At 31.5% G+C, this 14,829-nt stretch carries 11 protein-coding genes and 2 pseudogenes; 1 reads left to right on the top strand and 12 read right to left on the bottom strand.

Annotated features, from left to right (window positions below; translation table 11 throughout):
- The 7 genes and pseudogenes from J7E16_RS07580 to chvE all read right to left on the bottom strand — a co-directional run.
- Window positions 1-248: pseudogene (locus J7E16_RS07580) on the bottom strand (xylose isomerase); the annotation flags it as partial.
- Between the two features lie 220 nt (window positions 249-468).
- On the bottom strand, window positions 469-1,311 hold the full coding sequence (locus tag J7E16_RS07575; protein WP_214890542.1) for a carbohydrate ABC transporter permease: 843 nt from the start codon (window positions 1,309-1,311) through the stop codon (window positions 469-471).
- Window positions 1,312-1,316: 5 nt separating this feature from the next.
- The gene (locus J7E16_RS07570) at window positions 1,317-2,252 is read right to left on the bottom strand and encodes a carbohydrate ABC transporter permease (protein WP_214890539.1); all 936 of its coding nucleotides are present in this window, start codon (window positions 2,250-2,252) and stop codon (window positions 1,317-1,319) included.
- Between the two features lie 78 nt (window positions 2,253-2,330).
- On the bottom strand, window positions 2,331-3,650 hold the full coding sequence (locus J7E16_RS07565; protein ID WP_214890537.1) for an ABC transporter substrate-binding protein: 1,320 nt from the start codon (window positions 3,648-3,650) through the stop codon (window positions 2,331-2,333).
- Window positions 3,651-4,350: 700 nt separating this feature from the next.
- On the bottom strand, window positions 4,351-5,559 hold the full coding sequence (mmsB, locus tag J7E16_RS07560) for a multiple monosaccharide ABC transporter permease (RefSeq protein ID WP_502756795.1): 1,209 nt from the start codon (window positions 5,557-5,559) through the stop codon (window positions 4,351-4,353).
- Window positions 5,560-5,568: 9 nt separating this feature from the next.
- Complete coding sequence (mmsA, locus tag J7E16_RS07555; RefSeq protein ID WP_502756794.1) at window positions 5,569-7,125, bottom strand: multiple monosaccharide ABC transporter ATP-binding protein; 1,557 nt, start codon at window positions 7,123-7,125, stop codon at window positions 5,569-5,571.
- Between the two features lie 41 nt (window positions 7,126-7,166).
- A complete protein-coding gene (gene chvE, locus J7E16_RS07550; RefSeq protein WP_214890533.1) occupies window positions 7,167-8,243 on the bottom strand; it encodes a multiple monosaccharide ABC transporter substrate-binding protein in 1,077 nt (358 codons plus the stop codon).
- A 523-nt stretch (window positions 8,244-8,766) separates the two neighbouring features.
- Between chvE and J7E16_RS07545 the strand changes: the two genes are divergently transcribed.
- On the top strand, window positions 8,767-9,921 hold the full coding sequence (locus tag J7E16_RS07545) for an ROK family transcriptional regulator (protein WP_214890530.1): 1,155 nt from the start codon (window positions 8,767-8,769) through the stop codon (window positions 9,919-9,921).
- 340 nt (window positions 9,922-10,261) lie between these two features.
- Here the strand turns inward: J7E16_RS07545 and J7E16_RS07540 are convergent, their stop codons facing one another.
- From J7E16_RS07540 to J7E16_RS11425, 5 genes and pseudogenes are all read right to left on the bottom strand, one after another.
- Window positions 10,262-11,620 (bottom strand): PTS galactitol transporter subunit IIC, encoded by a 1,359-nt coding sequence (locus J7E16_RS07540; protein WP_214890527.1) that lies wholly within the window; start codon window positions 11,618-11,620, stop codon window positions 10,262-10,264.
- 4 nt (window positions 11,621-11,624) lie between these two features.
- On the bottom strand, window positions 11,625-12,074 hold the full coding sequence (locus tag J7E16_RS07535; RefSeq protein ID WP_214890525.1) for a PTS sugar transporter subunit IIA: 450 nt from the start codon (window positions 12,072-12,074) through the stop codon (window positions 11,625-11,627).
- Between the two features lie 10 nt (window positions 12,075-12,084).
- Complete coding sequence (locus J7E16_RS07530; protein WP_214890523.1) at window positions 12,085-12,369, bottom strand: PTS sugar transporter subunit IIB; 285 nt, start codon at window positions 12,367-12,369, stop codon at window positions 12,085-12,087.
- Window positions 12,370-12,381: 12 nt separating this feature from the next.
- Complete coding sequence (locus J7E16_RS07525) at window positions 12,382-14,307, bottom strand: BglG family transcription antiterminator (RefSeq protein WP_214890520.1); 1,926 nt, start codon at window positions 14,305-14,307, stop codon at window positions 12,382-12,384.
- Window positions 14,308-14,657: 350 nt separating this feature from the next.
- A pseudogene (locus J7E16_RS11425) lies at window positions 14,658-14,829 on the bottom strand (IS30 family transposase); the annotation flags it as partial.

Here is a 14,829-nt window from a genome sequence, read left to right as displayed (position 1 = left end):
GCTTCTACTCTGTTTTTTGCCGTTTCCATTGGGTCATCCGTTAACCAATCTCTTTGATTGACGCCTTTACCAAATGGATCTGACCCATCATTTGTAAATGTATGCCAATAAGCCACTGAGAAACGCAACTGTTCTTTCATGGTTTTTCCTAGTACTACTTCTTCCGGATTGTAATAACGGAATGCGAAAGGATTTGTTGATTCGGCACCTTCATATTTAATTTTATCGATAGATGGAAAGTATGTCATAATGTATAGTCCTCCTAATTTTTATTAAAGTAATAAATCTTTTCGTTTGTTTGTTCGTCGTACTAACTTAATTAATCATAAAACTTTATTTTTGTTTTGTCAACGTTTTCATTTGTTTTTTTCTTTGTTTTTAACATGAACTTGATTCTTCTTTTGGTCGGAAATATTTATAGATAAATATCTCAAAATAAATTTTTTAGTAAAACAACTCTTAGCTCCTTTATCCTTTTACTCCTCCCGCTGAAACACCACCTATAATGTATCTTGATAAGAGTAGATAAATCATCAGTAAAGGAACGATAGACAAGGATATGCCCAAATACATGCTTCCGTACTCTGTTCTATAGGTATCTGTTTTAAGTAATTGCATCAACATAGGCAAGGTATACTTATCTTGTTCATTGATCAATACTAATGGCATTAAAAAGTTATTCCAAGAAGCTACAAAACTAAAGATCCCCATAGTTGCTAGACCTGGTTTAAGTAATGGTAATATAATCGTATGAAAAATTTTGAGTTCTCCCGCGCCGTCCATTCTTGCTGAATCTGCTATTTCTTTCTGATAAACAGTTTCTAAATACTGTTTCATAAAAAACACAGTTGATGGAGCAGCAATAGCAGGAAGAATCAATGGAATATAACTATTCAATAATCCTAACTTACTCATAAATTGATAAAATCCTACCATACTGACTTGAGGTGGAATTAGTATCAAAAACATAATCATTGAAAACATAAAGGTTTTCCCTTTAAATTTATAAGCGGTTAACCCATATGCTGTTAAAGAAGAAAAGTATAAAGTTAATATTGTAGATAGACTTGCAATAATAAAACTATTTGTATACCCGCCAAAAATATCGAAACCTTTATTCATTAGTACATCCCAATTATACTTTAAATTGCTTCCTGCAAATAAAGATATTCCTTGTTGAATCTGTTCAGAAGATCTAGTTCCATTTGCAAGTACGATCCAAAAAGGAATAATACTAAGAAATGTTAATATTCCAAAGAAAATATATATCAACATTCTTTGTCTTTTAGCAATTAATTTATCATTTTTCATTCAATTCACCTTTTTTCTTTAAAAAATCTAAAAATACATAGACTAAAAATAATTGAAATGACTAAAAGAACTACTGATCCAGTTGAAGCAATGTTTAAACTTCTGCTTCCTTGGAAAGCTTGTTTATAAATGAAGGTCATCAAAGTTTCTACACTGTTACTAGGAGCTCCATTCGTTAATAGGAGTGGAATATCGAAAATCTGTAACCCACCTATTAATGATGTTATTAATACATAAAGTGTAATTGGTTTTAGTAATGGTAAGGTGACCCCTTTAAAAACGTCCCAATCACTAGCTCCATCTATACGAGCTGCTTCAAATAGCGACTCATCAATACTTAATATCCCTGCTAGTAGAACAATAGTCGTTTGTCCATACCACATCCAAAATTGAATGAATGAAACAATTAATCTGGTTCCCATTACGCTTCTAAAAAAATCAAACGGAGTATCTAATACTCCAAATTTAAGTAGCAACATATTAAATGGTCCAGCAGGATAACTGAACAGAGAATAGAAGATCAGTGCTACAGAAGCGGCTGTAATAATATTTGGCAAATAAAATATTGTTTTAAAGAAACCTGTTCCCTTCAAATTTAATCTTCTATTTGAGAACCAAAAAGCTAAAATCATTGCCAAAACGATCTGTGGTATAAAGTTCATTGTCCACAAAATAAGTGTATTTGTTAGAGACTTGAGAAACAAAGCATTATTAAATAGATTAATAAAATTCTGAACACCTACTAATTTAAATTCTGTATCCCAACCACTTAAATCAGTAAATGAAAGCAAAATGGTATAAAGTGTAGGATATAAATTAAAAAATAGGAAAACTAAAAAAAATGGTACTAGAAAAATATAACCATAATTGTTATAACTTTCTAAACTCTTTTTTTTTCTTTTAGTTTTCTCCTTACTTAAAACAGTGTCTTCTCTTAACACGGTAGAATCCTCCTAACTCTTTTAAAAAAGGGATAGCAATTTCTAGACATTGCTATTCCTCATTTCAAGTCTTAAAGCTTAATCAATTTCTAAATCTGGATAAGCATTTTTTGCTGCATTTTTAAAGTCATCTATAGCTTGGTCAAGTTTTATTTCGCCTTTTGAGTAAGGGATCAAAGCTGAATCATTGAAAAGCGTATTTAACGTTTGATCATATTCTGTAACAATAGAAGCATCAATGGAATCAATTTGTTCTGCAAATTGTTCATAGTGATTTTGGCCACCTAAGAACTCTTCAGAAAAGTCTCCTTTTATTTCATCGACTACAGTACTATTGGATACAACATCTCCAGTATCTTCAGCCCATTGTTTCAAAAATTCAGGGTCAGTAGTTAAATATTCGACGATATCTGCTGCTGCTTCCTTATCATCAGATGTTTCTGTAACTCCCATCCATGTACCACCTCTAAAGTACGTAGCCGGACCTTTTACCATTTTCCAATCACCTTCAGTAGAGTTTGAAGCATCAGATGATTCTGCATTAGGTTTTAACCAGAAATGTAGTCCCCATGTAGGTAAGCTGTAACCAAATACTTTGTTATTAGACATTCCTGAAAAATAGGCCTCACTTTGAGGAGGAGCATCTAACATTAGACCCTCTTCATTCATTTTCTTTGCTAGTTTCAATAGTTCTGTAATATTATTATCAATTTCAAGTTTATTGTCTACTACCCAACCTTTTTCTCTAGTACTGTAGAAAGGAAAAGATAAATCTTCTATACTAGATATCATGTCTAACTCACCATTTGAAGCTTCATCTATTTTTTTAGCTGTTTCATAAAAGCCATCCCAAGTAGAGATTGCTTCTTGCATCTTTTCAGGACTGTCTATACCAAGATATTCTTTAGCAAAACTATCTCGGTAAAAGAATGCTCCTGGCGCTGCCTGCCAAGCATTTGCGACTTGTACGCCATCTTTGTTCGTGCCTACTTCTTTAACATAATCATAAGTATTTTCTAAATTTTCAGATAAACTAGAAAATTGATCTAAATCGGTCAACATACCAGACTCAACATATTTTTTTGCAAAGTTTCCTTCCATCAAAATGACATCCGGTGCGTCTTTAGATCCTAATATAGGGTCTAACTTTGCTTCAAATTGCTCTGTTGGCGTAGTAACTACATTAATTTTGTAATCTAAATCTGGATGGCTAGGTAAATAATAATCGTTTACCATTGTTGAAATTTCATCAGTAAACGACCAAATTTCTACTGTTTTTTCACCGTTTTTTTCATTAGTACTTTTTTCATTAGCGCTTCCTTCCTCACTAGTATTGCCACATGCTGCTAAGAGAGTTACCATACTTGCGGTTAACAGAATACCCCATTTTTTTTTCATCTTCTTACCTCCATTAGTGTATAAAAATTGGATTCCTTTTAATTAAAAGATTACTAGATAAAATTTAACTGTATATAAAGAATTTACCTTTCACCATAAACAAAAATTAAAGGTCCTCCTTTTCGTTTCACTATATATTTAATACTCTAATTCAGTACATTTCTTGTTAAATTAGAATAATTTTTATACGTATACCATTTTTGTCTATGTAAAGATTTTTATGCATGAATAAATACTTATAAAATCAATAAAACTAAAAATCTTGTTTTTTTGCTAAAAACACTTTATAGATAGGATTCTAAATCGTTAAAAACGAAGCAATTAGTATTATAAGTATCTCCTCATCTTTCCCCCCTATTAATAGTCGATTTCTTCAGTTAGTTTATTTAATGAACTAACTTACAAATAAATAATAAATCCTTTTGATATTTTTGTCAAGCGCTTTCAATTCTATTTAAACAATATATTTTTGTTAATGTATCTTATTTAATATTCTGAATATAAATGAAGAAGTTTTCAATTCGATCTTTTCTGCTTACTAAAATAACCACTCAATAAAAATAGCAAGTGCTTATAAAACGCTTGTTTTATAACTACTCGCTATTTTAAATTTATTTTAGAATTACAAATCTACAGTAATCATATAAACTTTTATTCTGGATCAACAAGATTTTTTTATATTTCTTTTAATAATCAGTATTTAATTTTCTTTCTTTTTCTTATTGTAAATATCAATTGCAACAGCAAATAATAATACTAAACCTTTAATTGCTTGTTGCCAATCCACACCTACCCCCATTAAGGACATTCCATTGTTTAGAAGGGCCATAACCATTGCTCCTACTAATGCACCAATTACAGTACCTATTCCTCCAGAAGTTGATGCCCCTCCAATATAGCATGCAGCAATAGCATCTAGCTCAAAACCATCACCTGCAGAGGCAGAAGCAGCATTTAACCTAGCTGAGAATATCAATCCTGCAACAGCTGCCATAAAACCCATAAACGCAAAAGTCAAAAACTTAACTTTTTTTGTATTGATACCTGAAAGAGAGGCTGCTTTCTCATTTCCACCAATAGCATAGAGATGTCTCCCCACTGTTGTTCGACTAGTGATGTACTTAGCAAGTAAAGCGAAAGCCACAACAATAATTAACACATTAGGAATCCCTTCATAATTCGCTAATACGTAAGTAATCCATGTAATTGCGAGAGAAAAAACTATTAGTTTGCTTATAAAATATGATTTTGCTTCGATTTCCGCACCGAGTTTTTGATTTTTATCTCGATCTTTTAAAGATATAAATACATATCCTACAGTGATTGCAGCTCCTATTAAAAGAGTAACGATATGAAGACTTCCATTAAACAAATCCGGAATAAAACCGCTTCCAATAGATTGGAAAATATCTGGATAGGATGCTATCGTTTTTCCATCTAAAATAACAATCGTTAATCCTCTAAATGTTAGGAGTCCAGCTAAGGTTGCAATGAACGCAGGTACATTTACGTATGCAACCCAAAAACCTTGCCATGCCCCAATTGCTACTCCAATTAACAGACAGATTATTACTGAAATTACAGGATTTAAGTCATAATTAATAATTAGCATAGCACTAATCGCACCTGTAAAAGCCATTACTGATCCCACAGATAAATCAATATCACCTAATAAAACTAACATCAACATTCCAATCGTCAAAATAAACACATAACTATTTTGTAAAATTACATTAGTAATATTGATTGGTCTCAAAAGTATTCCATCAGTCAATATCTGAAATAGCACAATAATTACGGCAAGAAAAATGTACATACTATATTTTCCAAATATATTTTTTAAAGATTTTGAGAAGTCATTACTACCTGTTCCCGTTTTTTTGATTACACTTTCGCTCTTCACTCCTATTTCCTCCTTCTAAACTTTTAATGTCATGTATTCCATTAACTTTTCTTGATTTGCATTTTCAATATCAAACTCTCCAGTTAATTTACCTTCATTCATTGTATAAATTCTATTGCATATTCCAAGTAGCTCAGGTAATTCAGAAGATAATACGATTACAGACTTCCCCTGATCTGAAAGTTCTTGTATTATTTTATAGATTTCATACTTCGAGCCTACATCAATGCCACGAGTTGGTTCATCAAGAAATAAAACATCTGGCTCTGTAGCAATCCATCTACTTAATATTACCTTTTGTTGATTACCACCACTCAAACTTTCTACATTTTGAAATATGTTATTAGATTTAATATTTAATTTCTTTTGATAATTTTTTGCTTGTTGTATTTCTTTATTTTTATCTATTACTGAGTTTTTGGAGATGTTTTCCAAACTTGCAATAGATATATTATGCATAATATCGTCAATTAAAATTAATCCATCGCCTTTTCTGTCTTCCGTTACATATGCAAAACCATTTTTTATAGCGTCTTTTGTATTTTTTATATTAATTTCTACTCCATCTTTAATAATTTCCCCGGAAATGTTCAGTCCATAACTCTTTCCAAAAATACTTTTAGCCAATTCAGTTCTTCCGGCACCCATTAAACCAGCGAAACCGATAATTTCCCCTTTTTTAACATAGAAGTTAACGTTATCGACTACTTTTACATTTGCTCTCAAAGGATGATATACAGACCAATTCCTAACTTCTAAATAATCATTGCCTATTTTACTAATGTGTTCTGGATATCTATTTTCTAGACTTCTTCCAACCATACCTTTTATAATACGATTTTCTGTAATTTCATTTTTATTTTTAGAAATTGTTTCAACAGTTTGACCATCTCTTATAATAGTCACATGATCAGAAACTTCGATTACTTCATTTAACTTATGTGAAATAATAATAGAAGTAATTCCTTGTTGTTTGAACTGTAATAGTAATTTCAAAAGATTTTCACTATCTGCTTCATTCAATGATGCAGTCGGCTCATCAAGAATCAAGAGCTTAACCTCTTTAGAAAATGCTTTAGCAATCTCTACTAATTGTTGTTTCCCAACTCCAATATTTGCAACTAGTGTTTCAGGATTTTCTTTTAGTCCAACGATATCCATTAGATGCTTAACCTTTTCAAGCGTTAATTGTTTATCTATAACACCTCTTTTAGCTTGTTCATTACCCAAGAATATATTGTCTGCTATCGACATAAAAGGCACCATTGCAAGTTCTTGATGGATAATAACGATTCCTTCTTTTTCACTACTTTTAATTCCATCAAATTGGCTGGTCTTACCTTTATAAACAATATCACCCGAATATTCACCAAAAGGATACACACCACTTAATACTTTCATTAGTGTAGATTTCCCTGCGCCATTTTCGCCTACTAGTGCATGGATTTCTCCACTTTCAACTGTAAAGGTTACATTATTTAATGCTTTTACACCTGAAAATTCTTTTGTAATATTGTGCATTTCAAGAATATTTGACATTTCATCACAACCTTTATTTAAAATGTAAATCATCCCTATATTCTATTTTATTAAGAAATAAGGACGATTTTTGTTTATTTGACGTCTGATTCTTCTAAATATCCTCCATCGATCAATATTTCTTGATAATTATCAATATCAACAGATACTGGATCAACCAAATGAGTTGGAACAACTATCTCATTGTTATCGTATGTTTCTGTGTCATTTACTTCTGGTTTTTTATCATTTAATAGGGCATCAACCATTTGTGTTGTAATTTTTGCTAATTTAGAAGTGTCTTTAAACACAGTCATTGTTTGCTCTTCATTAATAATTGATTTAACAGAAGCAGCTTCTGCATCTTGTCCAGTTATAACAGGCATTGGTCTTGCATCGTCACCATAGCCCATACTTTTAAGTGAAGAAACAACCCCTTGGGCAACTGCATCGTTAGGGGAAAGTATAGCATCTACTTTAGTTTCATCTGAGTAGCTACTAGTCAAAAGATTATCCATCCTTGTTTGTGCAATTGAAGAACTCCAATTTTCAATAGCTATTGTTGCAAAATCAGTTTGGTTACTTTTCACTATTAATACACCTTCATCAATATAAGGTTGAAGAATTGACATAGCACCTTCAAAGAAGAAATGGGCATTGTTATCATCTGGTGCTCCAGCAAACAATTCTATGTTTAATGGTCCTTTTTCTTTTTCTAAATTCAAATGATCAGCAATATATTCTCCCTGTAGTTTACCAACAGTAAAGTTATCAAAAGTAGCATAATAACTAACTTTATCTGTATTCATTATTAGTCGATCATATGCAATTACTGGGATTTCTTGTCCAGCAGCTAAATTAACAGAATCAGATAAAACTTCTCCATCGATAGGAGCAATAATTATCGCATCCACGCCTTTTGTAACCATATTTTCAATTTGTGAAGCTTGTGTTTGAATTTCATCTTGTGCATATTGAATATCCGTTTCGTACCCTAAGGCTTCAAATTCAGCAACCATATTGTTACCATCTTTTTCCCAACGTTCAAGAGATTTAGACGGCATTGAAATCCCAATCGTTCCTTTATCATCTTCAGATCCACTTGCATCTCCACAAGCAGTATTTAATGTTGCTAAAGTAATCAATGAGAAAGCTAAAATAAATTTTTTCATAGTTTTATGCTCCTTCTTATCCTAATTTAGTATGTAATGAATAGTTAAATACGAGAATAATAATCTGGTTTATTTCAAATAAAGAATTTGAAGATTTGTCTCTATTTAGTACAACCTCCTCATTACGTTGATTTAACGACAGTAAACGAATAGTTTTGCGAAATCCCTCTTCCTTAACTAGGAAGGTTCTTTATACTATCCTCCTTTTTTTGTATAATAATTAAAATATCTCTGGTTGGTTAGTTTGATAAACTAACATAAATAAATAATAGTTCATTCTCTCCTTTTTGTCAAGCGCTTACATAGCGCATTAATGAGCTTTTATCCTATATTTTATTATTAATACAAAAGTATGGTTTAATATTTCATATGTGTTAAATTTATGGTACATTTAGTTTGTTAGCTAAACATACTATTTTAAATGAATTTACCTATTCTATTGAGTTAATTATTAAAGTATTACTACTAAATATTTGATAAGATAAACTAATAACAAAAATAAAAACAAAAGGGATTGATTTCAATGATTGCAGATAAATATACAATCAGAGAACAAAATGAAGCAATTGTTTTAACAAATATTATAAACCATTCGAAAATATCACGTTCTGCCGTTTCTAAACGTACTGGTTTAAATAAAGCTTCTATATCAGAAATTGTAAAGAAGCTCATGAATGATCAAATAATCGATGAAATTGGTATCGGTAGTGGGTCTTCTTCTGGAGGAAGAAAACCTATCTTGCTCCAATTAAATAAACACGCTGGAGTTTCCCTAGGAATCGACGTAGGATATGATTATGTTTCTTCTATGCTGACCTACTTAAATGGAGAGATTTTAAAGGAAAAAAGAACTACAGGTACTTTAATTACAAAAGAAAATGTAGTAGAAATCATTAAAGATATTATTGAATCATATACCCATTTAGCAACTGAACTTCCTTATAAAATTGTCGGTGTTACTATAGCAATCCATGGAATCGTTTTTGAAAACAATATCTTATTTACTCCTTATTACAACTTAGATAAAATCAACTTATTTAAAGATTTATCTAAAATTACAGATATTCCTATTCATCTAGAAAATGAAGCTAACTTGACTGCTCTTGCAGAAAGTACATTTTCATCAAAAAAGAATAACCTTGTGAGCGTGAGTATCAATAGCGGTATTGGTGCTGGTATTGTTATGAATGGTTATTTATATGGTGGTCTCAACGGAAGAAGTGGAGAAATTGGACACATGACTCTTTACCCCCATGGTCTAGCTTGTCCTTGTGGAAATCATGGTTGTTTCGAACAGTATTGTTCAGAAAAATCGATCATGAATCAATTTCAATCTTTAAAAAATGATTTTTCTTTATCAATTGATGATTTAGTCCTTTTATTTGAAAGAAATGATGAACAAAGTTTGAATCTTATCAATAAATTTATTGATAACTTAAGTATAGGTATTAATAACCTTATTGCCACTTTTGGTCCTGAAATCATTTATATAAACAGTTCTTTAACAAGAAAAATCCCTTGTATTTTACCAACAGTTAAAGATAAAATGGTAAGCTCATTTAATAAGGATACTCCCCTTTACGAATCTCAGCTTGGAACTAAAGCTTCACTTTTAGGTGCAACAGCCTTAGCTATCAAAAATTTCTTAAAAGTAGATTATTTAGATTTCCGCGTTTAATCGTAATTCTTATTAAATTTGGTTAAAGAAAAATACCGTTGTGGATGAACTTTTTCGACATGCTTTAGATAAAGAAATATGCTCTTTTTCAACTACTGATGAACGGATAATTAATTTTTGGTGTGGATGAAGAAATTCATTCATGCCTATTTTCATAAATTTTTTTAAGAAAAAAGTGGCCGGAAGTATTGCTTATGAGTGTGAAAATCCCTGTAAAATTATATGCCCTCTTTCATTTAAATTATAAAAAAAGCAACGTGAGACAATTCGTCCACGCTACTTAAATTAGATTTTATTTTAGATTGTGCATACTTTTGATGCATAGAATCTGTTCATCAATTTATATTTTGATCTCTATGCTTTCTTCAACTTTATCTTCTTTAATGATTAAAATTCTGTTCCAATACATTAATAATAGTGCAACGACAGATGATACAGCTACGCCGATCCATTTATATTTTGAAATCTTTACAATTACAAATGGTAACCACGAACTGCCGTAATCAATGCTCGAAATTAAACTTGATCCTTCTGGAACAGAAAAGTTTGCTGCAGCAGCAGCTTGTGTAAAGATAGGAGCAATATTTGTTCCTATTAAAAGTCCTCCGGAAACGATTATGATACCGACCACTAATGTTCTGAAGAAATCTCCTTTACATAGTGGAGCAATTAAAACAAACATAAAAGGCAACCCAGCTAAACTTGCAAATGGAAGAAATTCATTTCCTGGAATAAGGAAAGCTAATAGAATCGTTATCGGAACCATCACAAGTGAAATAGTTAAAGTAACGGGATTTCCTACACCAACTGCTGAATCTAAACCAATATACAATTTACTATTTCCTTTAAATTTCTCTTGAATTTTTTGTTGTACAGTCTCACTGATAGGCATTAGGCCTTCCATCAAGACAGCTGCCATTTTGGGAGTTAAAACCAAAACTGCTGCCATAACGATTGCAAGATTTAGTGAGTTTTTAATATCATATCCGGCCACTATCCCTAACAAGATACCTACCAATGTTCCTAGAATTGCTGGATCTCCAAATATTCCAAATTTTTTTTGAAATTCTTTTTCATCCAGTTTTATTTTGTTGATTCCCGGTATTTTATCCATAATTGCATTCAATACAAACGCAATTGGAGCAAATGAGCCTGTGAAAGCATGTGGAATTGATATTCCAGGTAATCCTAATTCTCTCTCTACCATTGGTGCTGTTCTATCTGCTATAACCATAATGATGATCATATTGATTGCTGCCATGATTAGACTGACGATAATGTCATTTGTGATCAGATATACCATTGAACCCGTAAAAGCAAAATGCCAATAGTTCCAAATATCCACGTTTATTGTTTTTGTAGTCTTAGTGAAAAGCATAAGTAAATTTACAACGATACAAACTGGGATTATTAGTACCCCTATCGCTGAGCCAAACGCGATTGCACTCGCTGCAGGCCATCCTACATCAAGTACTCGTAGGTTTAACCCAAAGTTTTGGACCATTTGTTCCGCTGCTGGTCCTAAATTGTCAGTCAATAAAGAAATGATAACATTTAATCCTGTAAAACCTATCCCGACCATTAAACCTGATTTTAATGCTTTACCAAATTTAACACCTAATACTAAAGCAAAAACGGTAAAAATGATTGGCATCATTACTGCTGCACCTAGATCAACTAAATAATTCAATATCCCCATAATGTCACTCCTTTATTTCATTATTTATAGTTTCTAATATTTGAATTTTGCTTTCAGACTGTAATAAAGCATTAACAAATTGTTTATTTGAAAATAAACCCATTAAATTACTTAACACTTGGACTTGGCTTTCTTTTTCCTTCACTAATAAGAAAAAAAGTAATTTAACCGAAACATCGGCATCTCCGACCATTTCCTTAAACATAATACCCTTATCTAATTTAACAACGGCAATCGCTTGTTTTTTGATGTGTATCGCATCTGTATGTGGTATTGCGATACCACATACTTCTGTTTGTAACCCTGTTGGATATTTCATTTCTCTTTGCTTCAGTGCTTCTTGGTAACTATCATAAACGTATTCCTTTTCCAAAAGATCTTTTGAAATTTGATTGAAAAGATCATCTTGTGAATGATAACTTTCATTTAAATATATTAAATCTTCTGAAAACATACAATCCCTCCTACAAATCTAACGTTTTGATTACATCATCAATTATTTTATCTATCCCTATTCCTGTAATTAAACCCAAACCAGAAAGAACTGGCACACCATATCCACTTCCTCCTTGTGCTGTTGTTACAATTAAATCGTGTCCGCTTACAGTTGAAGGCAATTCAGCTAAAGAAGTTTGTGTGAATTTCACAGAATCTGCTTTACCTCTAGCTTCCAAACCATCTTTTAATTTTCTTAATGCTACCGTACTAGTGGCAATACCTGCTCCACACGCTACAATTATTTTTTTCATTATCTTTTCCTCCTAATTAAATAATTTTTTCAAGTAATTGAAATTTTTTTGTTTGATAAATTCGTCAACTTTGTATTGGTAATCAACTTTTTCATATATTTCTAAAAATAATTCATTGTATTCTCTTATCGCTTTTTTATCCACGATAATCATAATGATCAATTGAACTTTCCCAAACTCCCATAATATTGGATCTTTTATGATCCCAAAACAGATAGAGGAACGAAAAACTTTCCCGTCCATATTATGGGGTACACATACTCCATTACCAATTTCAGTAGTCGCCATATCTTCTCTAGCATAAATTGATTCTTTACATTTTTCATCTATAAAACCAAGATGATAAAGTTTATCTGTCATTACAGATAAGCACTCATTTTTTGTCGTATAATTTAATTCCGCAAAAAACAATTCTTCATAAAATAAACTGGAGAGAGAAAACTCATTGGGACCATAAGTTATAAATTCACGAATTTTTTCCATATCATTGTCACTAACAATTGGTGTAATAACTACATCTGGAATTAAATATTTTTTTGGCAAAGGTACAGTAGATATAATAATATCAATATTTGCAAACTCTATATCATCTAGTTGATACATTGCATACACACCAACAACTTTTATATTTGAATTAATCTTTGATTGAAGTTTAGCTTTTAATAAAACAGAAGTTCCTAATCCGGTTGTACAAACTACCACAGCCCGTATTTCTTTATTTGATTGAATTGAATTTGCCCTTTCAAGAGCACCGCAGAAATGTAAAGTCAAAAAACCTACTTCATTAAAATCAATTTTTATATTGAATATTTTTTCTAGCGAGCTGGATAAGATTTTTGCTAATTGCATCGGAAACGGGTAGTTGTTTTTTATTTCTTCAATTAGTTCGTTATTGATTGGCATATTTAGCCGAATTCTATGCAGCGCACTTTCAAGATGTAAGAGTAAGCCATTTTTCAAGATGTCATCCTGTCTAAAATCTAATTGATACATTTCATTAATTTCAACTAGGACTCTTTCGAGCAATTCGCTTTCAGGAGTCTTTAATCTATTGCTTAGTGTGTCCTCACGTATCAACATTCTTTTTTGTCCCAAAAGATGTAAATAAATATTAACTATTTCATTTTCAGGAATATGCAAATGAATTCTGGTTTCTATTTCTTTAGCAATTGACTTTGCACAACAGTATTCATCAGATTCTTCTTCAATCATATTTGGTTTTTGATCAATGCTACCATTATCTAGCCTAAGTCTCGAAATGGCAATTTCGACATGTATGATCAGGTTTCTAAAGCCTATATCAGTTATCGGAATATGATATTTCCTAATATTCCAGATTATAATTTCTTCGACAGAAACTTTATCTGTAGATGATATGCTGAATATTTTGTCTAAATGCAATTCGCTTTGCTCAAGAACTAAATAATCTACAATTAATTGGCGAATATTTTTTTCTTCTCCTTTTAATTTCAACCCTTTATTTGAAATTTTGGATAGCTGAAGGTTATACCTTTGCAGGACATCTTTCACACTATTCATATCCTTTTTAAGAGTTGTCAAACTTACAAATAATTCATCTGCAAAATTTTCTAAGGTGTACTCTTTTTCCTCCATGCTCAAAACAGCAAATTTTCTGATTATCCATTCAATCCGTGACTGTTGCATATTTGGAATCAAAGCATCCTTATCTTCATAATCTTTAAAAACAAATTGGATAGCCTTTTTTGACTCATAAGGAATGGCATACCCTTTTCCTCTTAAAGACTCTATCTCATTTGTCTTCAGCTCTTTCAACAGCATATTGATACTTTTAATTTCTCTCTGCACTGTTTTCTTTGAAATTGTTAACTCTCCTGCAATGTAATCGCTTTTAATATGCTCGTCACTTTTTAATAATAAAGACAATAATTTTTTTTGACGATCCGAAAAATTCACCATGGGTTCCGCTCCTCATAAGTACACTTTAATCGTTTTTCAGTATCTATCATAGACTCTTAATGTCTCTTGTCAACGGACATTGCTGTACTACGGCTTTTTTTCATCAGATTTTCATACTATTCTATCCTTTTATAGAGTGACCGAATTTGTTTGTATAGAGCTATAAAACTGCCTGAATTCTATTATCCTTGGCCTTTCGATCCTCTTTCTATTCAGTAATTAAAAGCAAACAAAAACTCCGCCCTCATACAAAAGAATTTCCTTTTGTGTACGGACGGAATCATTGATTCCATATTGCTCCCTTATTTTATGAAACTTTCACAGTTTTCCTTTTTTAAAGTGACGGTTTGTCAAATTAAGTGCAACACCTTTTCCATAAACGCTTCGTATGCTGTTTTCCAGTCCAGGCATTTTCTTGGCCGATTATTAATCAAGCAAAGAGCCTCTTCAACTTCTTCGGTGAGAATAGTATCAAAATTCGTTTGTTTTGGGAAAAACTCTCTGAAAAGGCCATTGCTATTT

The organism is Carnobacterium sp. ISL-102, from assembly GCF_018612935.1.
Classification (GTDB): Bacteria; Bacillota; Bacilli; order Lactobacillales; family Carnobacteriaceae; genus Carnobacterium_B; species Carnobacterium_B alterfunditum.
Note: the sequence above shows the minus strand (reverse complement) of the source record. Positions and strands in the feature narration are given on the sequence as shown.

Coding starts and splice junctions, on each gene's coding strand:
- J7E16_RS07565 (WP_214890537.1), bottom strand. CDS start 3,650: ATGAAAAAAAAATGGGGTATTCTGTTAACCGCAAGTATGGTAACTCTC.
- mmsA (WP_502756794.1), bottom strand. CDS start 7,125: ATGATTTACATTTTAAATAAAGGTTGTGATGAAATGTCAAATATTCTT.
- J7E16_RS07530 (WP_214890523.1), bottom strand. CDS start 12,369: ATGAAAAAAATAATTGTAGCGTGTGGAGCAGGTATTGCCACTAGTACG.
- J7E16_RS07575 (WP_214890542.1), bottom strand. CDS start 1,311: ATGAAAAATGATAAATTAATTGCTAAAAGACAAAGAATGTTGATATAT.
- J7E16_RS07535 (WP_214890525.1), bottom strand. CDS start 12,074: ATGTTTTCAGAAGATTTAATATATTTAAATGAAAGTTATCATTCACAA.
- J7E16_RS07545 (WP_214890530.1), top strand. CDS start 8,767: ATGATTGCAGATAAATATACAATCAGAGAACAAAATGAAGCAATTGTT.
- J7E16_RS07540 (WP_214890527.1), bottom strand. CDS start 11,620: ATGGGGATATTGAATTATTTAGTTGATCTAGGTGCAGCAGTAATGATG.
- chvE (WP_214890533.1), bottom strand. CDS start 8,243: ATGAAAAAATTTATTTTAGCTTTCTCATTGATTACTTTAGCAACATTA.
- J7E16_RS07525 (WP_214890520.1), bottom strand. CDS start 14,307: ATGGTGAATTTTTCGGATCGTCAAAAAAAATTATTGTCTTTATTATTA.